This is a genomic window from Micromonospora sp. ATA51 (assembly GCF_016802855.1).
Taxonomy (GTDB): Bacteria; Actinomycetota; Actinomycetes; order Mycobacteriales; family Micromonosporaceae; genus Micromonospora; species Micromonospora sicca.
In genome coordinates this window covers 1-22,779 of the sequence record NZ_JAEVHJ010000047.1, presented here as the reverse complement: position 1 = coordinate 22,779, position 22,779 = coordinate 1, and the positions used below count along the sequence as shown (strand labels likewise).

The 22,779-nt window shown below is 72.7% G+C and carries 19 protein-coding genes, 9 pseudogenes and 1 riboswitch; of the genes and pseudogenes, 14 read left to right on the top strand and 14 right to left on the bottom strand.

Annotated elements, in window-relative coordinates; translation table 11 throughout:
- Positions 1-24: 24 nt before the first annotated feature.
- Together JNW87_RS10835 and JNW87_RS10830 are read right to left on the bottom strand one after the other, a co-directional pair.
- Complete coding sequence (locus tag JNW87_RS10835; protein ID WP_109804448.1) at positions 25-270, bottom strand: hypothetical protein; 246 nt, start codon at positions 268-270, stop codon at positions 25-27.
- Positions 271-374: 104 nt separating this feature from the next.
- Complete coding sequence (locus JNW87_RS10830; protein ID WP_238453597.1) at positions 375-689, bottom strand: multidrug efflux SMR transporter; 315 nt, start codon at positions 687-689, stop codon at positions 375-377.
- Between the two features lie 55 nt (positions 690-744).
- Positions 745-807: riboswitch (guanidine-III (ykkC-III) riboswitch) on the bottom strand.
- Positions 808-927: 120 nt separating this feature from the next.
- Between JNW87_RS10830 and JNW87_RS10825 the strand changes: the two are divergent.
- From JNW87_RS10825 to JNW87_RS10815, 3 genes and pseudogenes are all read left to right on the top strand, one after another.
- Positions 928-1,835: pseudogene (locus JNW87_RS10825) on the top strand (ornithine cyclodeaminase family protein); the annotation flags it as partial.
- 209 nt (positions 1,836-2,044) lie between these two features.
- The gene (gene rimO / locus JNW87_RS10820; RefSeq protein ID WP_375373493.1) at positions 2,045-3,598 is read left to right on the top strand and encodes a 30S ribosomal protein S12 methylthiotransferase RimO; all 1,554 of its coding nucleotides are present in this window, start codon (positions 2,045-2,047) and stop codon (positions 3,596-3,598) included.
- Between the two features lie 77 nt (positions 3,599-3,675).
- Positions 3,676-4,053: pseudogene (locus JNW87_RS10815) on the top strand (CDP-alcohol phosphatidyltransferase family protein); the annotation flags it as partial.
- On the opposite strand, the pseudogene ligD (JNW87_RS10810) reads toward JNW87_RS10815, so the two are convergent.
- Positions 4,047-4,760: pseudogene (gene ligD / locus JNW87_RS10810) on the bottom strand (non-homologous end-joining DNA ligase); the annotation flags it as partial. The pseudogenes JNW87_RS10815 and ligD (JNW87_RS10810) sit on opposite strands and share 7 nt — an antisense overlap.
- On the bottom strand, positions 4,750-5,691 hold the full coding sequence (ligD, locus tag JNW87_RS10805; RefSeq protein ID WP_109802388.1) for a non-homologous end-joining DNA ligase: 942 nt from the start codon (positions 5,689-5,691) through the stop codon (positions 4,750-4,752). The pseudogene ligD (JNW87_RS10810) and the gene ligD (JNW87_RS10805), both read right to left, overlap by 11 nt.
- An 85-nt stretch (positions 5,692-5,776) precedes the next feature.
- On the opposite strand from ligD (JNW87_RS10805), the gene JNW87_RS10800 reads away from it, so the two are divergent.
- Positions 5,777-6,799 carry a Ku protein gene (locus tag JNW87_RS10800; RefSeq protein WP_109802389.1) on the top strand — a complete coding sequence of 341 codons (1,023 nt, stop codon included), beginning with the start codon at positions 5,777-5,779 and terminating at the stop codon, positions 6,797-6,799.
- A gap of 54 nt (positions 6,800-6,853) precedes the next feature.
- Here the strand turns inward: JNW87_RS10800 and JNW87_RS10795 are convergent, their stop codons facing one another.
- Positions 6,854-7,246, bottom strand: a complete 393-nt coding sequence (locus tag JNW87_RS10795) for a PPOX class F420-dependent oxidoreductase (protein WP_109802390.1) — start codon at positions 7,244-7,246, stop codon at positions 6,854-6,856.
- A gap of 156 nt (positions 7,247-7,402) precedes the next feature.
- Between JNW87_RS10795 and JNW87_RS10790 the strand changes: the two genes are divergently transcribed.
- The 5 genes from JNW87_RS10790 to JNW87_RS10770 all read left to right on the top strand — a co-directional run bounded on the left by JNW87_RS10790 (position 7,403) and on the right by JNW87_RS10770 (position 11,376).
- A complete protein-coding gene (locus JNW87_RS10790) occupies positions 7,403-8,074 on the top strand; it encodes an FKBP-type peptidyl-prolyl cis-trans isomerase (protein WP_201749696.1) in 672 nt (223 codons plus the stop codon).
- Positions 8,075-8,213: 139 nt separating this feature from the next.
- The gene (locus tag JNW87_RS10785) at positions 8,214-9,044 is read left to right on the top strand and encodes a hypothetical protein (protein WP_109802404.1); all 831 of its coding nucleotides are present in this window, start codon (positions 8,214-8,216) and stop codon (positions 9,042-9,044) included.
- Positions 9,045-9,106: 62 nt separating this feature from the next.
- Positions 9,107-9,367: a YciI family protein gene (locus JNW87_RS10780; RefSeq protein ID WP_109802392.1), complete on the top strand. Its 261-nt coding sequence runs from the start codon at positions 9,107-9,109 to the stop codon at positions 9,365-9,367.
- Between the two features lie 36 nt (positions 9,368-9,403).
- Entirely contained in the window at positions 9,404-10,057 is a 654-nt protein-coding gene (locus tag JNW87_RS10775; protein ID WP_109802393.1) for an HAD family phosphatase, read from the top strand.
- A 305-nt stretch (positions 10,058-10,362) separates the two neighbouring features.
- Positions 10,363-11,376, top strand: coding sequence for an NADPH:quinone reductase (locus tag JNW87_RS10770; RefSeq protein WP_109802405.1), 1,014 nt, complete (start codon positions 10,363-10,365; stop codon positions 11,374-11,376).
- Between the two features lie 181 nt (positions 11,377-11,557).
- Here JNW87_RS10770 and JNW87_RS10765 read toward each other — a convergent pair.
- Positions 11,558-13,206: pseudogene (locus JNW87_RS10765) on the bottom strand (fatty acid--CoA ligase).
- Positions 13,207-13,289: 83 nt separating this feature from the next.
- Between JNW87_RS10765 and JNW87_RS10760 the strand changes: the two are divergent.
- Entirely contained in the window at positions 13,290-13,781 is a 492-nt protein-coding gene (locus JNW87_RS10760) for an NUDIX domain-containing protein (protein ID WP_109802395.1), read from the top strand.
- A gap of 10 nt (positions 13,782-13,791) precedes the next feature.
- On the opposite strand, the gene JNW87_RS10755 is transcribed toward JNW87_RS10760, so the two are convergent.
- Together JNW87_RS10755 and JNW87_RS10750 are read right to left on the bottom strand one after the other, a co-directional pair.
- On the bottom strand, positions 13,792-15,468 hold the full coding sequence (locus JNW87_RS10755; protein ID WP_109802396.1) for an MDR family MFS transporter: 1,677 nt from the start codon (positions 15,466-15,468) through the stop codon (positions 13,792-13,794).
- A gap of 58 nt (positions 15,469-15,526) precedes the next feature.
- Positions 15,527-16,075 carry a type 1 glutamine amidotransferase domain-containing protein gene (locus JNW87_RS10750; protein WP_109802397.1) on the bottom strand — a complete coding sequence of 183 codons (549 nt, stop codon included), beginning with the start codon at positions 16,073-16,075 and terminating at the stop codon, positions 15,527-15,529.
- A gap of 151 nt (positions 16,076-16,226) precedes the next feature.
- Here JNW87_RS10750 and JNW87_RS10745 point away from each other — a divergent pair.
- Positions 16,227-17,062: pseudogene (locus JNW87_RS10745) on the top strand (bifunctional heptose 7-phosphate kinase/heptose 1-phosphate adenyltransferase); the annotation flags it as partial.
- Between the two features lie 7 nt (positions 17,063-17,069).
- Here the strand turns inward: JNW87_RS10745 and JNW87_RS10740 are convergent.
- The 4 genes and pseudogenes from JNW87_RS10740 to JNW87_RS41450 form a co-directional block, all read right to left on the bottom strand.
- Positions 17,070-17,906, bottom strand: coding sequence for a sugar phosphate isomerase/epimerase (locus JNW87_RS10740; RefSeq protein ID WP_238453596.1), 837 nt, complete (start codon positions 17,904-17,906; stop codon positions 17,070-17,072).
- Between the two features lie 20 nt (positions 17,907-17,926).
- Positions 17,927-18,844, bottom strand: a complete 918-nt coding sequence (locus tag JNW87_RS10735; protein WP_375373492.1) for a DUF1080 domain-containing protein — start codon at positions 18,842-18,844, stop codon at positions 17,927-17,929.
- 108 nt (positions 18,845-18,952) lie between these two features.
- A pseudogene (locus tag JNW87_RS41455) lies at positions 18,953-19,315 on the bottom strand (hypothetical protein); the annotation flags it as partial.
- A pseudogene (locus JNW87_RS41450) lies at positions 19,237-20,163 on the bottom strand (OmpL47-type beta-barrel domain-containing protein); the annotation flags it as partial. The pseudogenes JNW87_RS41455 and JNW87_RS41450, both read right to left, overlap by 79 nt.
- A 563-nt stretch (positions 20,164-20,726) precedes the next feature.
- Between JNW87_RS41450 and JNW87_RS10725 the strand changes: the two are divergent.
- Both JNW87_RS10725 and JNW87_RS10720 read left to right on the top strand, forming a co-directional pair.
- Entirely contained in the window at positions 20,727-20,933 is a 207-nt protein-coding gene (locus JNW87_RS10725) for a hypothetical protein (protein ID WP_109801698.1), read from the top strand.
- Positions 20,934-21,027: 94 nt separating this feature from the next.
- A pseudogene (locus tag JNW87_RS10720) lies at positions 21,028-21,144 on the top strand (ATP-grasp domain-containing protein); the annotation flags it as partial.
- Positions 21,145-21,220: 76 nt separating this feature from the next.
- On the opposite strand, the gene JNW87_RS10715 reads toward JNW87_RS10720, so the two are convergent.
- Together JNW87_RS10715 and JNW87_RS10710 are read right to left on the bottom strand one after the other, a co-directional pair.
- Positions 21,221-21,457, bottom strand: coding sequence for a hypothetical protein (locus tag JNW87_RS10715; RefSeq protein ID WP_109801697.1), 237 nt, complete (start codon positions 21,455-21,457; stop codon positions 21,221-21,223).
- Positions 21,458-21,584: 127 nt separating this feature from the next.
- Positions 21,585-22,103 (bottom strand): DinB family protein, encoded by a 519-nt coding sequence (locus tag JNW87_RS10710; RefSeq protein ID WP_109801696.1) that lies wholly within the window; start codon positions 22,101-22,103, stop codon positions 21,585-21,587.
- Between the two features lie 255 nt (positions 22,104-22,358).
- On the opposite strand from JNW87_RS10710, the pseudogene JNW87_RS10705 reads away from it, so the two are divergent.
- Positions 22,359-22,779, top strand: a pseudogene (locus JNW87_RS10705) (hypothetical protein); the annotation flags it as partial.

Genomic DNA, 22,779 nt, shown 5'->3' with positions numbered 1-22,779 from the left:
GGGCCTTCGTCGTGGGGAGGTCGGTCAGGAGTTCATCAGCGCGGCGCCGATGACCATGCCGAGGATCGCGCCGAGCACGCTCGCACCGGCGGCGTACCAGCCCAGCGGCTTGTCGCCGAGGACCGCGCCGACGATGCCGAGGATCAGACCGGCCAGGCCGAACAGCGGCGGCAGGAAGAAGACCGCGATGACGGCGAAGACGAAACCCAGGATGGTGCAGATCCGCGCGGCGCTGCTGCGCGGGCGGGCGGTGGCGTGGATGTCGGCCATGGTGTCCTCCGTGAGTAGGCCCTTCGGTGGGTGATCGGTCACTACCCACTCGGCGCTCGCGGTACGCATCCGGTGCGATACGCCGCGAATCGGGGCGGTACCGGTCAGTGGAAGACCTTCAGGCCCACGATGCCGGCCACGACCAGCAGCAGGCAGGCGATCCGGGGCAGGTTCGCCGGTTCGTGCAGGGCGAGCATGCCGACCAGCGCCGTGCCCACCGCGCCGATGCCCACCCAGACGGCGTAGCCGGTGCCGACCGGGATCTCGCGCAGCGCGTACGCCAGGCCGGCCATGCTCAGCACCAGGGTGACCGCGAACACGGCGGAGGGCAGGGGGCGGCTGAATCCCGCGCTGCGGTCCAGGGCGATCGCCCACGCCGTCTCGAGGAATCCGGAGAGCACCAGCACGATCCAGGCCATGGGGTCACCTCTTGCGCGCGGCCCGGCCACCGGGGCCGGGACGAGTCGGTCGTCGTCCGGGGCGTCTTGGCCTGACCGGGTACGCCCACGACTCGTCCGGGACGGCCCGGCCGTCGGTGCGCCGGCGGGGACCGCCACAGCCGACGCTAGCACCGGCCGGGCGCGGCGGCCGCCGGCGCGGTGACGAACCCCACCACCGATGGATCTCAACCTGACTTCAAGTTGCAGTATGGGGGTCATGACGCTGCTCTTCTCCGACGAGGACGTCGCCGCCACCCTGGACGCCCCGGTCACCGTCGCCGCGATGCGGGACGCCCTGCTGGCCGCGTACGAGGGTCGGCTGGTCGCCCCGCCCCGGGCGAGCGCGCCGCTCGGCGGCGGCCGGATGGTGCTCACCGCCGGCCACCTGACCGGCGAGTGGTACGGCTTCCGGTCGTACGACACCTTCGGGCACCCGGAGAGCGGGCAGCTCGTCGTGCTGCACGACGGGCGCACCGGGGCGGTGCGGGCGATCGCCGTCGGCGAGGAGCTGGGCTCCCGGCGCACCGGGGGACTGGGCGGGGTGGCCGTGGACGCCCTCGCCGCCCCGACGCGGCCACCGTCGGCGTGGTCGGCTCCGGCCGGCAGGCGTGGACCCAGGTCTGGGCGGCCGCCGCGGTCCGTCCGCTGCGGGAGGTGACCGTGCACAGCCGTTCGGCCGGCAACCGGGAGGCGTTCGCCGCCCGGGTCCGGGCCGAGCTGGGCGTGCCGGCCCGGGCGGTGGCCACCGCCTCGGCGGCGGTGACCGGGCGGGACATCGTGGTGCTCGCCACCACCAGCCCGGCGCCGGTGCTGGACGCCCGGGACCTCGCCCCGGGCATGCACGTCAACACGGTCGGCTTCAAGCAGCGGCACCGCGCCGAGTTCGGCGCCGACCTGCTGGCCGCCGCCGACGTCCTGGCCACCGACTCGCCGGCCCAGGCGGCCGCGTACGACCCGCCGATGCTGGCCGTCCTGCCGCCGTACGCCGAGCGGCTGCGTGATCTGGGCGCGGTGCTGGCGGGCGTGGTTCCCGGCCGGACCGGCGCGGACCAGATCTCGGTCTTCTGCTCGACGGGCCTGGCCGGCACCGAGGTCTTCCTGCTCGACCGGCTGGCCCGGGTCGCGCCGCCGCGCGCTGACCGGGCGGTCCCACCGCGATCCGCCGCCGACCGGGCGGGCTCCGCCGCGATCCGCCGCGCCGACCGGGACGACCCGGCCGCACGACGGGCCGGGCGGTGAACGGGTGTGGCCGGCCCCGCGACCGGACCGGTGTGAGCCGGCCGATGCCCCGGCCCGCCGTTGGTGGAGACCCTGACGTGGCCCGGTACCCTCGGATGGTGTCTGCCACCTCCCCTTCCGACAACTCCGGCTCGGCGCGTCTGGCGCCGCGCCGCGACCTGGAGCTGTCGTCCGCCGCCGCCGGCCGCCGCGTCGCCCTGCTGACCCTGGGCTGCGCCCGTAACGAGGTCGACTCGGAGGAGTTGGCCGCCCGGCTGCACGCCGACGGCTGGCAGGTGACCACCGACGGCGAGGGCGCCGACGTGGTGGTCGTCAACACCTGCGGCTTCGTGGAGAAGGCGAAGCAGGACTCGATCCAGACGCTGCTCGCCGCCGCCGACACCGGCGCCAAGGTGGTGGCCGCCGGCTGCATGGCCGAGCGGTACGGCCGGGAGCTGGCCGACAGCCTGCCCGAGGCGCAGGCGGTGCTGAGCTTCGACGACTATCCGGACATCTCCGCCCGGCTCAACGCGGTGGTGGCCGGCGAGGCGATCGACGCGCACACCCCGCGCGACCGGCGGGAGCTGCTGCCGCTCACCCCGGTCAATCGGCGCGACGCGGCGGTCTCGCTGCCCGGCCACGGCACCCCCACCCGGGCGGTCACCGAGACCGACGAGCACACCCCGGCCCACCTGCGGCAGGTGCTGCGGCACCGGCTCGACACCGGCCCGGTCGCCTCGCTCAAGCTCGCAAGCGGCTGCGACCGGCGCTGCGCGTTCTGCGCCATCCCCGCCTTCCGCGGCGCCTTCGTCTCGCGTACCCCGGACGAGCTGCTCGCCGAGGCGGAGTGGCTGGCCAAGACCGGCGTCCGCGAGCTGATGCTGGTCAGCGAGAACTCGACGTCGTACGGCAAGGACCTGGGCGACCCGCGGGCGTTGGAGAAGCTGCTCCCGCAGCTCGCCGCGATCGACGGCATCGTCCGGGTGCGGGCCAGCTACCTCCAGCCCGCCGAGACCCGGCCCGGCCTGGTCGAGGTGATCGCCACCACGCCCGGCGTCGCGCCCTACTTCGACCTGTCGTTCCAGCACTCCAGCGAGCCGGTGCTGCGCCGGATGCGCCGGTTCGGCTCCACCGACCGGTTCCTGGAGCTGCTTGCCTCCGCCCGCGCGCTGGCCCCGGAGGCGGGTGCCCGGAGCAACTTCATCGTCGGCTTCCCCGGGGAGACCCGGGCCGACGTGGACGAGCTGGTCCGATTCCTGACCGAGGCGCGGCTCGACGCGATCGGCATGTTCGACTACAGCGACGAGGACGGCACCGAGGCCGCCGGTCTGCCCGGCAAGGTCTCCGCCGCCACCGTGAAGCGCCGGTACGACAAGCTCAGCGCGCTCGCCGACGAGCTCTGCTCGCAGCGGGCGGAGGACCGGATCGGCTCGACGGTGGAGGTGCTGGTCGACTCGGTCGCCGACGGGGTGGTGGAGGGGCGGGCCGCCCACCAGGCCCCCGAGGTCGACGGCTCGACCACCCTGGTCGCGCCGCAGGGCGGCGGGGTGGACCTGGCCGCGCTGCGCCCCGGCGACCTGGTCCGGGCCACGGTCACCGGGACCGAGGGTGTCGACCTGGTCGCCGTGCCGGATGAGATGATCTCGGCGGCGCCCGGCGCGGCACGGTGACGCCGGGTCCGGACGGAGCGGGGGAGCCACGTGGTGCGGTGCCAGGGACGCCACGGCGGCCGGAGTGGGGTGCGGCGATGACCGGAGCGGAGTCCACGGTGGTGGCCCGGGTGCCGGTGCTGAACGCGGCGAACGGGCTGACCGCGCTGCGCCTGGTGCTGGTCCCGGTCTTCGCGGCGACCGTGGTCGCCTCGGGCATGACGCACGCGGGTTGGCGGATGGCCGCCTGCCTGATCTTCGTCGTCGCCTCGGTGACCGACCTGGTGGACGGCTGGATCGCCCGCCGGTTCAAGCTCGTCACCTCGGTCGGCAAGGTCGCCGACCCGATCGCCGACAAGGCGCTCACCGGGGCGGCCCTGGTGCTGCTCTCCTGGTACGACCTGCTGCCCTGGTGGGTGACCGCGGTGATCCTCGCCCGCGAGCTGGGGATCACGGCGCTGCGCTTCTGGGTCGTCTTCGCCGCGTTGTTCTGGCTCCAGTCGATGAAGACCTTCCCCGGTCGCAGGTTCTTCGCCATCTTCGACACGATCAGCTTCGGGTGCGCCCGCTCCAACTCCTGCGCGATCCGCCTCGCGTAGTCGGAGACGACATCGGAGGACTGTGTACCGGCGATCGGGCAGCAGAGCTGCATGCCCTTCTTCCCCGACGTCTTCGGGTACGACTCCACCCCGTCCGCCGCCAGCCGGTCCCGCATCAGCAGCGCCACCTGGCAGCACTGCTTCAGCGCCGCGGGCGCGCCCGGATCCAGGTCGACCACCATCATGTCCGGGTGCGCGCCGATCTTCCACTGCGGCGTGTGCAGCTCCAGGGCGGCGAGGTTGGCCAGCCAGACCAGGGTGGGCAGGTCGTCGGCGACCACGTAGTCGATGGTCTCCCGGCCCTTGCTCGACCCGGGGGCGGGCAGGGTCTCGGTGCGTACCCAGGCGGGGGTGGCGGCCGGGGCGTTCTTCTCGAAGAACGAGGCGCCCCCCACGCCGTTGGGGTAGCGGATCCGGGTGAGCGCTCGGTCGGCCAGGTGCGGCAGCAGCACCGGGGCGATCCGGGTGTAGTAGTCGATCACCTCGCCCTTGGTGAAGCCGGCCTCCGGAAAGAGCACCTTGTCCAGGTTGGACAGCTCCAGGGAGCGCCCCTCGACCTCCACCTTCAACCGGTCAGCTGGCATCGTCGACCTCCTCGGGTGGCTTGTCCGGGCGCAGGCGCAGGATCCGGGGGAAGCGCAGCCGTCCGTCCGGCGTGCGCTGGCCGTACTTCACCTCCACCACGATCTGCGGTGTTACCCAGCTGGCGCCCCGGGCATCCTCGCGCGGCACGTCCCCGGCGAACGGCGAAGCCGGCGTGCGCAGCGGCTCCAGCTCGCGCAGCAGCTCCTTCTCCAGGGCCGCGCCGATCCCGCCGCCGACCCGGCCCCGGTAGGTGAGCCGGCCGTCCTTGCGGGGCACCCCGACCAGCAGGCCGCCGATCTTGCGGGCGCCTGGCCGCCAGCCGCCCACCACGAAGTCGCCGGTGACCTCCAGCTTGACCTTCACCCAGTCCGGCGAACGCACCCCGGGCCGGTAGACCGAGTCGACCCGCTTGGCCATCACCCCCTCCAGGCCGTGCTCGCCGGCCGCCTCGTAGGTGGCCGGGCCGTCGCCGAAGGTCGGCGGGACGGCCCACCGCGCGGCCCCCAACCCGAGGGACTCCAGCGCCGCCCGCCGCTCCCGGTAGGAGCGGCCGGTCAGGTCCTCGCCGCGCAGCCGGAGCAGGTCGAAGATCATGTACGTCACCGGCACGGTGGCCGCCAGCCGCGCCGCCTTGGCCGGGTTCCGGACGTGCATCCGCTCGGCCAACGCGGTGAACGACGGCTGCCCGAGCTCGTTGAACAGGACCACCTCGCCGTCCAGCAGCGCGTCGTCGACCTGGTCCCTCAGCGTGATCAATTCCGGGTACGCGGTGGTGATCTCCACGCCGGAGCGGGCGTACAGGTGGTGGTCGCCGTAGGAGAGGTCGGCGAGCGCGCGGACCCCGTCCCACTTGAACTCGTACGCCCAGCCGGCACCGGCCGGGAGCGGCCCGGTCATCGCGAGCATCGGCTTCAGGGGCGCGCCGGGCACCTTCTGACTGTAGTTGCGCAGCGAAGAGCGTGCGTACCGTTCGATCGTTTGCGATCCTGGTCAGAACCGGGGAGAGGAGCGCGGGATGCGGGCGATCTGGAAAGGAGCGGTGTCGTTCGGCCTGGTGTCGATCGGGGTGAAGCTCTACTCGGCCACCGAGGAGAAGGACATCCGCTTCCACCAGGTGCACCGCGACGACGGCGGGCGCATCCGCTACAAGCGCACCTGCTCGGTCTGCGGCGAGGAGGTCACCTACGACGACATCGCCAAGGGGTACGACATCGGCGGCGGCGAGATGGTCATCCTCACCGACGAGGACTTCGCCGAGCTGCCGCTGACCACCTCGCGCGCGATCGACGTGCTGGAGTTCGTCCCCGCCGAGCAGGTCGACCCGATCCTCTACAACAAGGCGTACTTCCTGGAGCCGGAGGGCTCGGCGACCAAGCCGTACGTGCTGCTGCGGAACGCGCTCGCCGACTCGGAGCGGGTGGCGATCGTCAAGGTGGCGCTGCGCCAGCGCGAACAGCTCGCCACCCTGCGCGTACGCGAGGGCGTGCTGCTGCTCAACACGATGCTCTGGCCGGACGAGGTGCGTACTCCGGACTTCGGTTTCCTGGACGAGGACCTGAAGGTCCGGCCGCCGGAGCTGGCGATGGCCAGCTCGCTGATCGACTCGATGGCCGGGGAGTTCCAGCCGGACGCCTTCACCGACGACTACCGGGCGGCGTTGCAGGAGGTCATCGACGCGAAGATCGAGGGCCGCGAGGTGGTCCAGCCGGAGGAGGTGGAGGCCGCACCGGCCGCCGCGGTCGACCTGATGGCCGCCCTGAAGGCCTCGGTCGAGCGGGCCCGCGCCGCGCGCGGCGAGGAGCCCGCCCGTAAGGCCGCCGAGCCGACCCCGATCTCGGCCGCCCGCTCCGCGCAGAAGGCGGCCAAGGCGCCGGCGAAGAAGGCCGCGGAGAAGAAGGCGCCGGCGAAGAAGGCCGGCGCGAAGAAGGCGGAACCGGCCAAGAAGGCGGCGGCGAAGAAGACCGCGGAGAAGAAGGCGGCAAAGGCCCCGGCGAAGAAGGCCGCCGAGAAGAAGGCCGCCCCGCGTAAGACCGCCTGACCTGCGACCACCCCCTGCCGAGCCGGATCGCACGGCAGGGGATGGGACCGGGCGTCAGCCTCGGCCGAGCTTGCCGGTCGGGGTGATCCGGACGATGACCCGCTCCTCGCCGGCCTGGCGGAACGGGTAGGTGTCCTGGCCCAGGTACTTCTTCGCCATCCGGTTGATGTGCTCGTCGGCGCCCTCGGTGACGAACTCGGCCGTGCCCTTCACCCACAGGGTGCGGAAGTCGTCCGCCTTGTCCACGACCGAGAGCGCGACCACCGGGTTGCGCTCGATGTTGACGTACTTCTGCCGGCCCTTGACGGTGTTGAAAAGGATGTACTCGCCGTCGGTGTCCACCCAGACCGGGGTGACGTGCGGGGTGCCGTCGGCCTCGATGGTGGCCACGTGGGCGAGCTGCGGCTCGGCGAGCAGGGCCAGGTCTACTTCGGTGAGGATCGCCATGGTCGTGAACCTACTACCGGAAACCGCCGCCGACCGGTCTCCTGCCCGATTCGGCCCGGGCGAGGGGGCACCGAGGGCGTCCCGACGGGTACCGTGTGCGCTGGTCTCGGCAGCGGCCGCCGGGCCGCACCCACCCACCCAGCAGGGGAGTTCGACGTGAGCGAGCGTGTGCAGAACCGGTCGGCGGGCCAGGGCCCGGGCACCAAGGCGGAGCGGCGGCTGGCCGCCCAGCTGGCGGCGAAGAAGGCGGCCGAGGCGAAGCGCCGCCGGCAGTCGCTGCTCGGCGCGCTCGCCGGTGTCGCCGTCGTCGCGGTGCTGATCGGCGTCTTCGTCGTCGTGAACGGCGGGGACGACGACAAGAAGGACGCCGCCGGCACCCCCTCGGCCGGCGCCACCGCCCCGGCTCCCGAGGCCACCGCGCCCGCCGCACCCCAGCAGCAGCTCCCGGAGGGCGCGGATCCGGCGCTCGCCACCAAGCCGAAGGTCGGCCCGGGCAAGGGCGAGCTGACCAAGCTCACCGTCACCCCGCTGATCAAGGGCAAGGGCCCGGCGGTCAAGGCCGGCCAGACCATCACCACCAACTACGTGGGGGTGTTCTACAAGGACGGCAAGGAGTTCGACGCCTCCTGGAACAACGGGCAGCCGGCCAGCTTCCCGATCGGTGTCGGCCAGGTCATCAAGGGCTGGGACCAGGGCCTGGTCGGGGTCACCGTGGGCAGCCGGGTGCAGCTGGACATCCCGGCCGACCTGGCGTACGGCAACGACAGTGCGGGCGGCCGGCCGGCCGGTCCGCTGCGCTTCGTCGTGGACGTGCTCGCCGCGCAGTAGGTCACACCGGTCTTCCGTCCGGTCACCTACCGGCAGTAGGTTCATGGTCACCGTGGGCGGCACCACCCGCCCACGGTGACCTGTCACCGAGGCGGAGGTGCACGTGGCGGCGCTGGACGACCCCAAGCTGGCCCGGGTGATGTGGACGCACTTCGAGCCGGTCCACGCGGTGACCTACTTCCACCCGCGGGCCCGGGCCGCGTACGAGGCGGTCGGGCTGCGCGGCTACTGGCGGGGATACTTCGCCGGCCGGGCCGCCCCGCTCGGCCCGACGCCCGCCCCGCCGGTGATCGCCGCGTTCTTCAGCTTCGCGCCCCGGATGGTGGCCCGGGCGCTGCCCTCGGTGTGGCGGCTGGCCACCCCGGAGGAGGCGTTGCGGGCCCGGCTCACCGGTGCCGTCCAGGCGCTCGCCGAGTTCACCTACGAGCTGCCGGAGACCCACCTCGTCGAGGCCGCCGAGTTGCTGGAGGCGGCCGCCGGCCAGGTGGAGACCGCCGGCCGGGTGCTGGGCGGCGTCAACGCCGCCCTGCCGGCCGGCGAGTACCCGCTGGCCCGGCTCTGGCAGGCCGCCACCACGTTGCGCGAGCACCGGGGCGACGGGCACGTCGCCGCCCTGGTCACCACCGGGTTGGACCCGGTCGAGGTGCTGGCCTGGCGCTGCCGGGTCGACCAGTCCCGGGAGTTCCACCAGCCGGCCCGGGGGTGGACCGACGAGGAGTGGCTGGCGGCCGAGGAGCGGCTGGTGGCCCGCGGCTGGCTGACCGCCGGGCACGAGCCCACCACGTACGGCAGCGACGCGTTCCGCGCGGTCGAGGAGGCCACCGACCGGGCCGCGGCCGGCCCGTGGCGGGCGCTCGGCGCCGAGCGTACGGAGCGGCTGCGCGAACTGCTCGAACCGATCGCCCGCCGCTGCCGCACCATCATTCCCCGGCAGAGCCCGATCGGCCTGCCCGCGACCCAGCCGGGCTGACCACCCGGCCCGTTCACCAGGGCGGCGGCGGAACGCCATGCCGGAGGCGTAGCGTGCCCGGCATGTGGATCGTGGAACTCGCCTTCACCGACGTCCCGGACCGGCTCGCCGCCCGACCGGCCCACCGGGAGCGGATCACCGCCCTGCACGCCGAGGGCAAGGTACGGATCTCCGGGCCGCTGGCCGACGACTCGGGCGCGGTGCTGGTCTTCGACGTGCCGGACCGGCCCGCGCTGGACGAGCTGCTGGCCGCCGACCCGTACTACACCACGCCCGGCGTCGAGGTCGTCCGGATCCGGGAGTGGGCGCCCTTCCTGACCTGAGCCGGCCGCCGCGGGAGGGCAGGGCAGGATGGGCTCATGGTGGACGCGGTGCTCTTCGACCTGGACGGCGTGATCGTGGACTCCGAGCCGGTCTGGGAGGAGGTCCGGCGGGCGTACGTGGCCGCGCACGGCGGGACCTGGCAGTCCGACACCCAGCGCCGGCTGATGGGGATGAGCACCGACGAGTGGGCCGCCTACCTCAGCGGCGAGCTGGGCGTCGACCGGAGTCCGGAGCAGGTCGCCGCCGAGGTGGTCGCGGAGATGACCCGGCGGTACGCGGAGCGCGTACCGCTGATCGACGACGCCGACGAGGTGGTGCGCCGGATGGCCGCGCGGTGGCCGCTGGGACTGGCCAGTTCCTCCCCCACCCGGCTGATCGCGGCGGCGCTGGCCGCCACCGGCCTGGCCGACGCCTTCGGCGCGACGATGTCGACCGAGGAGACCGCGCGGGGCAAGCCGGCGCCGGACGTCTGGCTCGCCGTGGCCGCGCGGCTCGGCGTCGATCCGACCCGCTGCGTGGCGGTCGAGGACTCCTCGAACGGGGTGCGCTCCGCGGCCGCCGCCGGCATGCGGGTGGTGGCGATCCCGCACGGGTCGTACCCGCTGGATCCGGACGCGGAGGCGCTCGCGGACGTGCTGCTGGCATCGGTCGACGCGCTCACCCCGGACGTCGTGGACCGGCTCGGCTGAGCCGGTGCGGGCGGCGTCCGCGCCGCCGCTCAGATCGCCCGGCTGCGGCTCGACCTCGGCAGGAACCGCCGGGACGGGCCGGGCGGGGGTGCCGGCTGGTCCGCGGGCCGCTCCGGGCCGCCGGCCTCCGCCGCCGCCCGCCCAGGGGCGGGCGGCCGATCCGCCACCGGTACGTCCCGCATGTCACCCCTCCTGCCACTGACTACCGGGTTGTACGGTTTCCCGGGCAGACCGGATCGGAATGATCAGGGATCGGCCGGGTACCGCAGGCCGCGGTGCCGGCGTCCGGCGGGGAGGAGACGGCGATGAAGGCGATCGTGTACGAGCGCAACGGGGACGCCTCGGTGCTCCAACTGGTCGACCGACCGATACCGGAGCCGGGCCGCGGCGAGGTGCTGGTGCGGATGGCCGTGTCGGGGGTGAACCCGACGGACTGGAAGGCGCGGCGCGGGTCGCCGCTCCCGGCCGGCTGGCAGATCCCCGACCAGGACGGCGCCGGGGTGGTGGAGGCGGTCGGCGAGGGGGTCGACCGGAACCTGATCGGCGAGCGGGTCTGGCTCTGGGAGGCGGCCTGGCAGCGCCCCTGGGGCACCGCCGCCGAGTACACGGTGGTGCCGGTCCGGCACGCGGCAAGCCTCGGCGACGCCTCCTTCGACCTGGGGGCCGCGCTGGGCATCCCGTTCATGACGGCGCACCGGTGCCTGACCGCCGGTGAGTTCATGCCGGACCGGCTGCACGCCGGCGCGCTCAGCGACCACGTGGTGCTGGTGCAGGGCGGGGCGGGCGCGGTGGGCAACGCGGCGATCCAGCTCGCCCGGTGGGCGGACGCCTGCGTGATCGCCACGGTGAGCAGCCCGGAGAAGGCGCAGCTCGCGGCGGCGGCCGGCGCCTCCTTCGTGGTCAACTACCGCGAGCAGGACGTGGTCAAGGAGGTCCGCAAGATGGCCCCCGACGGGGTGCACACGATCGTCGAGGTCTCCGCCGCGCGCAATGCCGCCACGGACGTCCAGCTGCTCCGGTCCGGCGGCGCGGTCTGCGTGTACGCCGACGACGGCGGCGACGAGGTGACCCTGCCGATCCGGCCGTTGATGGTGCCGAACGCGCGGTGGCAGTTCGTCCTGATCTACACCGCGCCGAACGCCGCCAAGGCGCAGGCGGTGCGGGACGTGTCCGCGGCGGCGGCCCAGGCTGGGATCCGGGTGGGCGAGGAGGCCGGCCTGCCGTTGCACCACTATTCGTTGGCGGCGACGGCGGCGGCCCACCAGGCCGTCGAGAGCTCGGTGGTCGGTAAGGTGCTCATCACCACGAGCGAGACGTAGGACCACGAAACGGATTTCTCCGTCACCGAGACAGAGGCGAACAAGTTTCGCGACAATTGTCCTGCGGGTCGCCCCGCGTTAGACGGGCGGCCCCGGCGCGGTGCGAACGCCGGGGCGCCCCTGGGGAGGAATGTCGACAGACAGTGTCCTACCCATCCAGGCGACGGTACGCCGCAAAGCGTTACGGCGCCGTCAGTTCCCGCACCTCCAGGCCCCCGTCGGCGTAGCGCGAGCGGACCACCTTCTTGTCGAACTTGCCGACGCTGGTCTTCGGCACCGCGTCGATGAACGCCCACCGCTCGGGCAACTGCCAGCGCGCCACCGACTTCGCCAGGAATTCGCGCAGCTCCTCGGCGGTCACCGAGGCCCCCTCCCGGACCACCACGGTGGCCAGCGGCCGCTCGTCCCAGCGTTCGTCCGGCACGCCCACCACGCACGCCTCCAGCACCGCCGGGTGCGCCATCAGGGCGTTCTCCAGCTCGACCGAGGAGATCCACTCCCCGCCCGACTTGATCACGTCCTTGGCCCGGTCGGTCAGGGTGATGTAGCCGTCGGGCGAGAGCGTGCCGACGTCCCCGGTGCGCAGCCAGCTGTCGCGGAACTTCTCCTCGTCCGGGGTCTCGTCCCCGACGTACCGGGCGGTGACCCACGGCCCACGGACCTCCAGCTCGCCGACGGAGGTCCCGTCGGCGGGCAGCGGCTCGCCGAGCGCGCCCACGATGCGGGCGGCGACGCCGGCCGGCACCCGGCCCTGCGTGTAGCGGTAGCGCCAGGCCTCGTCGCCGGTCGCCCCGGCCGGCGGCCGGGAGACCGAGCCGAGCGGGGACATCTCGGTCATCCCCCAGGCGTGGATCACCTCGATGCCGTGCCGCTCCTGGAACGCGTGCATCAGCGCCGGCGGGCAGGCCGAACCACCGACGATCACCTCCTTGAGCGAGGAGGTGTCCACGTCGTGGCTGTCGAGATAGGCCAGCAGGTCGGTCCAGATGGTCGGCACCGCGCCCGCCAGGGTGGGCCGCTCGGCGGCGATCATCTCGGCGATCGGGGCGGCCTGGAGGAACCGGTCCGGCATGATCAGCGAGGCGCCGGAGAGGAACGCCGCGTACGGCAGGCCCCAGGACATCGCGTGGAACATCGGCACGATGGCCAGCTCGCGGTCGGTCGGCCCGAGGCCGAACCCCTCGGGCATGCAGACCTGCAACGAGTGCAGGTAGATCGAGCGGTGCGAGTAGGCGACGCCCTTGGGGTTGCCGGTGGTCCCGGAGGTGTAGCAGAGGGCGGCGGCGTCCCGCTCGTCCACCTCCGGCCAGCCGTACGTCTCCGGCCGGCCGGCCAGCAGCTCGTCCCAGTGGTGGAAGGTGATCCGGTCGCCGGCCGCGGTCACCAGCGGCGCCGGGTCGCCGCCGCCGACCACCACGACGTGCCGCACCGTGCCCATCTCGCCGATCACGCGGGCGAGCAGCGGGATCAGCGTCGAGTCGACCAGCACCACCCGGTCCTCGGCGTGGTTGGCGATGTAGGCGACCTGGTCCGGGAAGAGCCGGAGGTTGAGGGTGTGCAGCACCGCGCCCATGCTCGGCACGGCGAAGTAGGCCACCAGGTGCTCGTTGTTGTTCCACATGAAGGTGCGACCCGCTCGTCACCGGTCACCCCGCACTCGTCGCGCAGCGCGTGGGCCAGCCGGGCGGCGTTCCGCCCGACCTCGGCGTACGACATCCGTCGGGGCTCACCGCCGGTCCAGGTCACCACCTCCGCCGTGCCGTGCACGGTGGAGCCGTGTTCGAGGATCCGGGCGACCTGGAGGGGGGCGTCCATCATCGTGCTACGCATGGGTAACAAGCTAGTGTCGGCGGTCACACCTTGGGAACCCTGGAAAACCGGTCGGCCTCGACGAACGCTCGTAAATTGTCCAGGTGAGCATCTCGTGGGCCGATTCGTACGTGGGGCAACTTCGCGCCCTGGCCGGTGACCGCATCCTGATGTTCGTCGGCGCCCGCGCGATCGTCCGGGACAACGCCGCCCGGGTGCTGCTGATCCAGCGCTCGGACAACGGCCAGTGGGCGATGCCGGCCGGCGCCATGGAGCTGGGCGAGTCGATCGCCGACTGCGCCGTCCGCGAGGTACGCGAGGAGACCGGGCTGCGTGCCCTGCGGGTCAGCGCATTCGCCCTCTACACCGGCCCGGACCGCACCCACACCAACATGTACGGCCACACGTACCAGATCTTCACCACCGCGTTCCGGGTGGAGGAGTGGGACGGCGAGCTGACCCGGATGACCGACGAGACGACGGACGCCGGCTTCTTCCACCGGGAGGAGCTTCCGGCCCCGCTCTCCGCCAGCGTCACGGAAACCCTCGCCGACCTCGACGTCTTCGAACAGACCAACCGCCTCATCCTCAAGTAACCCCCGCGGGTCAGAGCAGGGTCTGGGACTTGGCCTCCATCTCGGCGGCGGCCTCCTCCTTCGACTCCTTGGGCAGGGGCTTGCCGCCGGGGGCGGCGGCCTTGCCGCCGAGCGGGTCGGCGCCGCCGGTGGCGCCCTGCGGGCCGGTGCCGCGCAGCTGGTCGTCGGGCAGGGCCAGGGTGACCAGCACGGCGAGGATGGCGATCAGCCCGGTGGTCAGGAAGACCAGGTGCAGGGAGTCGACGAACGCGCCCTGGATCGCGGCGCGGACCGGGCCGGGCAGGGCGAGGATGGTCGCCGGGTCGTTGATCGAGATGTTGGCGCCGCCCCTGGCCGCCACCGCGGCCCGCTGGTCCGGCGGGAGCTGCGCGATCGCCGTCGGCAGCCGGTCGCCGAGGTGGCGGGTGAGCTGCGACGACAGCACCGTGCCGAGGATGGCCACCCCGAACGACCCGCCCAGCGACCGGAAGAACGTCGCCGAGGAGGTACCGGCCCCCAGGTCCCGGACGTCCACCGCGTTCTGCACGGCCAGGATCAGCGACTGCATGCAGAGGCCCAGCCCGACGCCGATCACCACCATGAACCCGAACGCGATCCAGAGCGAGGTGGCCACCTGGAGCCGGGTGAAGAGCAGCATGCCGGTGAGCAGCACCGCCGAGCCCGCCACCGGGAACCACTTGTACCGCCCGATCCGGCTCATCGCCCGACCGGTCAGCACCGAGGTGACGATGATGCCCGCCATCATCGGCAGCATCAGCAGACCGCTGCTGGTCGGCGAGGCGCCCTTGACGATCTGCAGGTAGAGCGGGATGAAGATGATCGACCCGAACATCACCAGACCGAGCACGAAACCCGCCGAGTTGGCCAGCGCGAACGTCCTGCTGCGGAACAGCCGCAGCGGCAGGATCGGCTCGGCGACCCGGGCCTCCTGGACCACGAAGAGCACCCCGAGCACCGCGCCCGCCACGAAGAGCCCGATGATCACGCCCGAGTCCCAGGCGTACTCGTTGCCGCCCCAGCTCAGCGCGAGCAGCAGGCTGCTCACCCCGGCCACCAGCAGCGCCGCGCCGAGCCAGTCGATGGCGTGCTCCCGCCGCTGGAACGGGATCAGCCGCATGACGTGGTAGCAGACCACGATCGCCAGGATCGCCAGCGGCACGTTGATGTAGAAGATCCACCGCCAGTTGGTCTCCGCGAAGTACCCGCCGACCAACGGCCCGGCCACCGACGACAGCCCGAAGACCGCGCCGAAGAGCCCCTGGTAGCGGCCCCGCTCCCGGGGCGACACCACGTCCGAGATGATGGTGAACGCCAGCGTCAACAGGCCACCCGCACCCAGCCCCTGCACGCCCCGGGTGACGATCAGCTGGGTCATGTTCTGCGACAGGCCGGCCAGCAGCGAGCCCAGCAGGAACGTGCCGATCGAGAAGAGGAAGACCGGCCGGCGCCCGTACAGGTCGGCCATCTTGCCGTACAGCGGGGTCGAGGCGGTGGAGGCGAGCAGGTACGCGGTCACCACCCACGAGTAGTGGTTGATCCCGCCCAGCTCGCCGACGATGGTGGGCAGGGCCGTGCCGACGATGGTCTGGTCCAGCGCGGCCAGCAGCATCCCGGTCATCAGGCCGAACATCAGCAGGCGGATCTGGCGGGCGTGCAGCACGGGCCGGGCGTGAGCTTCCGTCGTCATCCCGCCTTCTTTCCCGCGCCTCGCGGAACATGCCCGGACGGCGGGGGAAATCAGCAGGTCAGTGCCGGCCCTCGGCGAACTCCTCGACGATCTTGCCGCAGAAGGCGGGGAGATCGTCGGGCTTGCGGCTGCTGACCAGGCCGTGGTCGGTCACCACCTGTTCGTCGACCCAGGTGGCGCCGGCGTTGGTCAGGTCGGTGCGCAGGCTGGGCCAGGAGGTCAACCGGCGACCGCGCACCACGTTCGCCTCGATCAACGTCCACGGTCCGTGGCAGATCACACCGACCGGCTTGCCGGCGTCGAAGAACGCCCGCACGAACCGCACCGCGTCCGCGTCGGTCCGCAGGAAGTCCGGGTTGGCCACCCCGCCGGGCAGCACCAGCCCGTCGTACGCCCCGGCGTCCGCCGCGGCCGCCGTCACGTCCACGTCGTACGTCCTGCCCTGGTCGAGGTGGTTGAAGGACTGGATCGAGCCGGGCTTGAGCGAGACCAGCTCGACCCGGGCGCCCGCGTTCTCGACCGCCTCGCGCGGCTTGACGTACTCGACCTCCTCGACGCCGTCGGCGGCCAGGAAGGCGATCCGCTTGCCCTGCAGTGTCGCTGCCATGTCGGTTCTCCTCTCGGGGTACCCGGAATCCCTTCCCGGGCCCGGGTGCCCGAAACGCGGCCGACGCAGGTCCCCCCAAACGGCGCGTCGGAGCCGTCCGGCGGCGGCCGACCCAGGTTTGAGCGGCAGGCCTACGGGGACCCCGGAAGGCATGGCAGGAGCAGCAGCGGAAGAGCGCCGGCTGGCCACTGTGGTGGCGGACTGGCAGGGGCGTCCCGTGCTGGTGGTCGGCGACGCCATGCTGGACGAGTGGCGGTTCGCGGAGTCCGAGCGGCTCTGCCGCGAGGCGCCCGCGCCGGTCCTCACCCTGCGGCGGCGCCTCTCCGCGGCCGGTGGAGCGGCGAACACGGCGGTGAACCTCGCCACCCTGGGCGGCCGGGCCGTGCTGGTGGCCCCGGTCGGCGCCGACGTGGCCGGTGACGAGCTGCACGACTGCCTCGACCGCGCGGGCGTCTGGGACCGGACGGTCAACCAGCCCGGCCGGCCGACCCCGGTGAAGCGGCGGATGCTCGCCGGTAACCAGATCCTGCTGCGCGAGGACTCCGGCGACCCGGACGACGCGCTCGACGACGACGGCGTGGCGCGGCTGCTCACCGCGCTCGACTGCGCGACCGAGGAGCTGAAGGCCGCCGCGGGCGGCGACCGCCGACCCTGGTGGTCTGCGACTACGGGCTGGGCGCGCTGCCGGCGGCGGTGCGCGCCTGGCTGGTGGCCAACCGGGACCGCTACGCCACCGTGGCCCTCGACGCGCACGACCTGGCCGACTGGCGCGGCCTCAACCCGACGGTGGTGACCCCGAGCTTCGCCGAGGCGGCCCGGCTGCTGGCCCGCGCCGCGGTCGGCTTCAACGCCGACCCGCGCCCCGCCCCCCGGGAGCACGCCGGCCCCGAACTGCACCTGGACCACCCGGTCGACGACCCGGCGGACGGCCCCTCCGAGCTCAGCGTCGGCACAGCCCCCGGCGCGGGCGAACGCCCGACGCGGCCCCCACCCGTCAGCTCGCCGAAGAAGTCGCGAACGGGATGACCCCGGCGCCGAACTCGACGTCCAGGTAGGAGTTGCCCTGCTGGGGGTCGGGCAGCGGGACGCCGTCCTTGACGTGGAACAGCGGGTAGCGGTGCGGCTGGGCGTTGACGTAGTCGACCGGGCGGAAGCCGGGGTACTTGCGGGCCCCGCCGTACGCCCAGAGGATGTCCATCTCCAGGTACACGTACCGCGGGTCGGTGAGTTCGAGGAACAGGTCGTACAGCCGTACGTCGGGGCGGTCGACCGCGAAGCTGAACTCGATGGTGTGGTTGTGCTGGTAGAGCTTGATGCCCCGGGCAGCGGCGGCGGCGCCCCACGCGTTGAACTCCGCGGCGGCCGCCTGGTAGCCGGCGATCGTGCGGTCGCCGGTGGGTGCCTGGGCGGTGCCGACGGCCGGCATGCCCAGCGTCTCGGCGACGTCGAGCTCCCACTCCAGGTTGGTCCGGAAGTCGTTCAGCCCGCGGTGGCTGCCCGCCGCCTTCAGCCCGTTGTCGTCCAGCAGTTGCCGGATCTGGGCCGGGGTGATCGCGCCGACGGCGCCCTGGGTGTAGCCGGCGAACTCCACCTCGCGGTAGCCGATGCGGCCGAGTTCCTCGAAGACCGCCGCGAAGCCGACCTGTGCGATCTTGTCCCGGACGCTGTAGAGCTGGATGCCCAGGTGGCCGCGCGGGATCAGCCGACCGTTCGAGTCGCCGCTCGACGCGCAGGCCGGCGCGGCCCCGGCGAGGCCGGCCGCGCTGACCGCCACCGTGGACCCGGCGAGCCCGCGTAACAGCGTACGGCGATCGATCCTGTTCTTTGCCATGGTTGGTTCCCTTCGCTCGATCAGCAGCAGGTGGTCGAGTTGGCGGCGGAGGAGGCCGACCCGTTGGGGCAGCACGGGTTCAGCGGCGCGATCCGCACGTCGCGGAAGCTGATGAGGTCGGCGGTGCCGTGGTTCTGCAGGCCGAGGTATCCGCGCGCGCTCTGCCGTCCGGCCCCACCGGGGTCGTCGGACCGAGGCGGGCTGAAGACAGCGTCCGGGCTGTTCACGTAGTCGTTGATCAGCTCCCCGTTGCGGAAGACGGAGTAGTGCTGGCCGACCACCCGGATCTCGTAGTCGTTCCAGGTGCCCTTCGGGGCGGCGTGGGCGCCGGCCAGGTCGACCCGGTCGAAGCCGTACACCGATCCGCTCTTGTACTGGTCACCGTCGGGCCGGTCGAAGATCTGGAGTTCGTGGCCGTACTTGATGGCCACCCACTCCGGGCGGGACTCGGCGGGGTGCTGGCGCACGTCCGGGAAGCGGACGAAGACTCCGCTGTTGGCCCGGCCGTCCCCTGGGGCGTCGTCCCGCCACTGCAGCTTCAGCGAGAAGTCGCCGTACGCGCTCACCGGGAACCAGAGCATGCCGAGCCCCGGCTCGGGCCGGCTGCTGATCGACCCGTCGGCGTTGCGGGTGAAGCCACCCGCGCCGACGTGCTGCCAGCGGGCGAACGACGACGCGGAGCCGTCGAGCAGCGGCTGGTAGCCGTTCTTGTCGTCCGGCCTGCCGACGCCGGAGCGGCCGGCGGCGCTCACCAGGCGTCCGTGCTCCTGATGGGTGATGACGCCCAGGTGGTGCAGGTGCTCGGCGATCACCGTGACATGGCTGACGAACTGGCCGTGGTTGGGCCATGCCCGCTCGTCGGCGATGACGTTGTTGATCGTGCAGTCACCCTCGACGACCCGGTTGGGTACGCCGCTGTCCACGGTGCCGAGCCACACGGTCGGGCGGGTGTCCTTGACCGGGCAGTCCGGCCCGGGTCCGCTCGCCACCACGGTGAAGGTGACCGACGCGGTCCCCGAGGTGTTGCCGGCCTTGTCGGTGGCCCGGTAGCTGAGGGTGTGCTGACCCGGCTGGTTGACGGTGACCGGCGCCGCGTACCGGCTGTAGGGCTGGCGTCGAGGGAGTACTCGATCCGGTCCACCCCGGAGCCCGCGTCGGCGGCCGACAGGGTCACCGTGGCGCTGCCCAGGTAGGCGCCGTTGTCGTCGAGCTGGCCGGAGACGGCGGCGGTCGCGGTGGGCGGGGTGGTGTCGGCGGGCGGCGTCTGCACCACCGTGAACGACACCGACTGCGCCGACGAGGTGTTGCCCGCCTTGTCGGTGGCGCGGTAGCTGACCGTGTGCTGACCCGGCTGGTTCACCGTCACCGGCGCCGAGTAGCCGGCGTAGGGCTGCCCGTCGAGGGAGAATTCGATCCGGTCCACGCCGGAGCCGCTGTCGGTCGCCGACACGGTGACCGTGGCGCTGCCCACGTACGCGCCGTTGGCGTCCTTCTGCCCGGTCACCACGGCCGTCACGGTCGGCGGCGTGGTGTCGGCCGGCGGCGTCTGCACCACCGTGAACGACACCGACTGCGCCGAGGACGTGTTACCCGCCTTGTCCGTCGCCCGGTACGACACCGTGTGCTGACCCGGTTGGTTCACCGTCACCGGCGCCGCATAGGTGCCGTACGTGCCCCCGTCCAGGGAGTACTCGACGCGGGACACCCCGGACCCGGTGTCCGTCGCGGACAGGGTCACCGTCGCGCTGCCCACGTACGCGCCGGCCGCGTCCTTCTCCCCGGTCACCGCGGCCGTCACGGTCGGCGGTGTGGTGTCCGACCCGCCGTCGCTGACCACCAGGAGCCCGGTCATGCCGCCGTGGCCGGGGATCGAGCAGAAGTAGCGGTAGGTGCCGGGCGTGAGCACCACGTCGACCGTCCACCGGCCCCCGTTGGCATCCGATGGGTCGGCCAGGATGTTCACGTCGACATCGCTGTTGTACGCCGGGTTCCCGGTCTCGAAGGTGAGGGTGTGCTGCATGCCGGTGGTGTTGCCGGTGGCCGCGCTGTTCTCGAAGACGAGGGTGGCCGGTCCGGCCGTGGCGGTCGTCGGCGCGGACCGGTACGACAGGAAGTTGTCGCCGGCGGTCCAGGTGAGGACCTGGGCCTGCAGTTGCCGCGACGGCGCGGTCGCGCCCGCCGTGGCCGGCCGTTCCAGATCGGTCGGACGCGCACTCGCCGGGGACGCAGCCACGGCGGCGGTCAGCAGGAGGACCATCGTGGCGATGGTCGCCATCGGTCTCCTGAGCCGGCTCAGGGCGAGCCGGCCGCGCGGTGGATGTGAGTTCATGGATGCCTCTTTCACGGTCCGGGGGGAACACCGGGCGGAGCGTGCGTCGGCCCGTCGATGTCAGGAGTTGGCAGAGCTGCCCGGCGGCCCCTCCCTGGCCGCACGGGATCCGCGGCCGTGGCGGTTTGCCACGGTCGTCCTGTATGGAGTGATGGTCCGAGGTCGGCGGCGAGCCGGATCGCACGCGGCATCGGACGCGGTTCCGCGTCGGAGCTGACTGGGGTGTCGTCGGGTACGGACGGACATCGGTCGACCCGCGGCGCGTGCCCGCGCCGGGTCGCCGTGGTGCGGCGTTGACCCGGGGACGGCCATCCCTGGCCGGTCGTGGCCTCCGGACGTGTTGCGCCGCCTGAGGGCCACAGTGGAGAGCTACCGTGCCGGTAGTTCATCTCGACGAAACATATTGACAGTGACCGACCCTACTAACTTCCTCTCAGGCTGTCCATAGCTTTCGTTCGTGTGGCAGATACTTTTCTCTTGCGGAGACGAAAGTGCCGGACAGTCACGCCACAAGGGACGGACAATCCGCTGCTCCCCGCGCCGCCTGGACGACCAACTTCGCCGCGGAGGCCGAGGCCGCCCTGCTGCCGGCGTCCCCGGTCGCCCTGGTCGATCACCACCTGCTCGCTTCCGGTCAGGATCGGGCCCGCGCGATGGCGGCCGTACGGACCTGCCGGGTCGCGGTCGACCAGGGCTGAATGCTGGCCGGCGGGCGCTCGGCGGTGGGCCGGCGGTCATGCGGGACCGGTCGAAATCGGCCAAGCGCGACCGGCATGAGCCGGCGCTCACGCCGACGGACGGTGGCGGGTGGTCGAGCTCGGCGACGGCCAGGTCAGCGACCGCTCGGCCGCCGTCGATCCGGCTGCGCTGGTCACCGCGCTGAGCCGGGCCCGCCCGGACGTGGCCTGACCGGACGTCGGCGGGGCCCGGTCAGGCCGGCGCGGCGAGCACCGCGTCGATCGACCGACCCGGGGCCGATCTGCCGCTACGCACGCCGTCCATCGAGCCGGATCGTCCACGGCTCCACCCTGTCGACCCGCAGATGCGTCCCGCTCCATGGATCGCGGGCGAGGGTGGTGCGGACGAGGTCCTCAGACTCGGCGTCGACGGCGAGTACCACCCGGTGCTCGTCCGCCAGCGGCCCGCCCAGGACGACGAACCCCGCACTCACCAGGTCGTCCATGAACGCCGCGTGCGCGGGCCAGTCGGACTGCTCCTGCATGGGCCGTGCCGGGTCCCACCGAGGGCCGGATCGGCGAAGCAGGACGAGGAACATGGCCACGAACGGACATTACTGCATCGTGCGACCTCGCCGGGCCGGTGGAAGTCAGCCCCCGGCACCCGGGGCGTCAGACGCCCTTCGCCCCGTCGATGGCTTGTCGCAGCAGGTCGGCGTGCCCGTTGTGGCGGGCGTACTCACCGATCATCTGTAGATACACGTAGCGCAGCGACGCCACGTCCTCGTCCGGGAAGGTGAAGGTGTCGTCCATCGAGGCCGCAGCCACGGCCTCACGGGCAAATTCTGTCTCCTCGACCAGAAGCGCGTAGTCGGCTGGGGCGCTCGCCGGATCGGCGCCCTCGAAGTCGGCGTCGCGCCATTCCGGCGTGGAGTAGAGCGTTTCCAGCGTTTCGCCGCGGAAGAGCGTGCGAAACCAGCTGCGCTCCACTTTGGCCATGTGCCGCAGCAGGCCGAGGAGTGACAGGTTCGAGGAGGCCAGTGGCGCCCGCGCCAGCTGGTCGGCGTCGAGACCGGCGCATTTGTGCAGCAGCGTGGCGCGATGCCAGTCGAGAAGGTTCCGAAGCTGGTCGGCCTCCGGTGCGACGAGAAGGTCACTGGGACGGCGCACATCGGGGGCGGTCCACGTCATCCCGCCATGATGGCACGCGCCGGGACGCCAGCGGCATGCTCACTCGCCCGCAATCCCGTCGCCCGAACGGCGGGCCCGTGGCGGCGGTACGGCGGATGATCACGGTCCGTTCGGCAGGGTTCGGCGACCCGTGCGGCCCGGAGCGGTGGGGACCTCGGAGGAGTGCGAAGACGCGCCATCAGCGTACAGCGGCATTAGCCCTGATTCGGACACGCCCTCGTTCGTGGCCGGAAACGTAAGGGCTGATCAGGGGCTATTGAAGATCATGGCTTCCTCAATCAACGAGGTCGGCGAGGCGACCGGAAGGAGACGGTTGCCCCGGTCACGGTGCCGGTGCTCGACGAGACCACGTACGTCGACCGGCCCGGCGGCGCCGGCCTCGCCGCGGTCTTCGCCGCCGCCCAGGGCGCGGAGGTGGCGCTGGTCACCGCCATCGCCGACGACGCGGGCGGGGCCCGGCTCAGCACGCTGCTGGCCGGCGCGGGCGTGCAGCTTTACCCGCTCCCGCTGGCCGGGGCCACCCCGGAGAAGATCCGGTTGCGGGTCCGGGGCCGGGTGCTGCTGCGGCACGACCGGGGCGGGGCGTCCGGCGAGCCGGGCGAGCCGAGCGAGGCGGTGCTGCGGCTGATCGGCCGGGCGTCCGCGGTGCTGGTCAGCGACTACGGCCGGGGGGGTG

Coding starts and splice junctions, on each gene's coding strand:
- JNW87_RS10835 (WP_109804448.1), bottom strand. CDS start 270: ATGGCCGACATCCACGCCACCGCCCGCCCGCGCAGCAGCGCCGCGCGG.
- JNW87_RS10830 (WP_238453597.1), bottom strand. CDS start 689: ATGGCCTGGATCGTGCTGGTGCTCTCCGGATTCCTCGAGACGGCGTGG.
- rimO (WP_375373493.1), top strand. CDS start 2,045: ATGGTGTCTGCCACCTCCCCTTCCGACAACTCCGGCTCGGCGCGTCTG.
- JNW87_RS10800 (WP_109802389.1), top strand. CDS start 5,777: ATGCGGGCGATCTGGAAAGGAGCGGTGTCGTTCGGCCTGGTGTCGATC.
- JNW87_RS10795 (WP_109802390.1), bottom strand. CDS start 7,246: ATGGCGATCCTCACCGAAGTAGACCTGGCCCTGCTCGCCGAGCCGCAG.
- JNW87_RS10785 (WP_109802404.1), top strand. CDS start 8,214: ATGTGGACGCACTTCGAGCCGGTCCACGCGGTGACCTACTTCCACCCG.
- JNW87_RS10780 (WP_109802392.1), top strand. CDS start 9,107: ATGTGGATCGTGGAACTCGCCTTCACCGACGTCCCGGACCGGCTCGCC.
- JNW87_RS10775 (WP_109802393.1), top strand. CDS start 9,404: ATGGTGGACGCGGTGCTCTTCGACCTGGACGGCGTGATCGTGGACTCC.
- JNW87_RS10770 (WP_109802405.1), top strand. CDS start 10,363: ATGAAGGCGATCGTGTACGAGCGCAACGGGGACGCCTCGGTGCTCCAA.
- JNW87_RS10755 (WP_109802396.1), bottom strand. CDS start 15,468: ATGACGACGGAAGCTCACGCCCGGCCCGTGCTGCACGCCCGCCAGATC.
- JNW87_RS10750 (WP_109802397.1), bottom strand. CDS start 16,075: ATGGCAGCGACACTGCAGGGCAAGCGGATCGCCTTCCTGGCCGCCGAC.
- JNW87_RS10740 (WP_238453596.1), bottom strand. CDS start 17,906: ATGGCAAAGAACAGGATCGATCGCCGTACGCTGTTACGCGGGCTCGCC.
- JNW87_RS10715 (WP_109801697.1), bottom strand. CDS start 21,457: ATGCAGGAGCAGTCCGACTGGCCCGCGCACGCGGCGTTCATGGACGAC.
- JNW87_RS10710 (WP_109801696.1), bottom strand. CDS start 22,103: ATGACGTGGACCGCCCCCGATGTGCGCCGTCCCAGTGACCTTCTCGTC.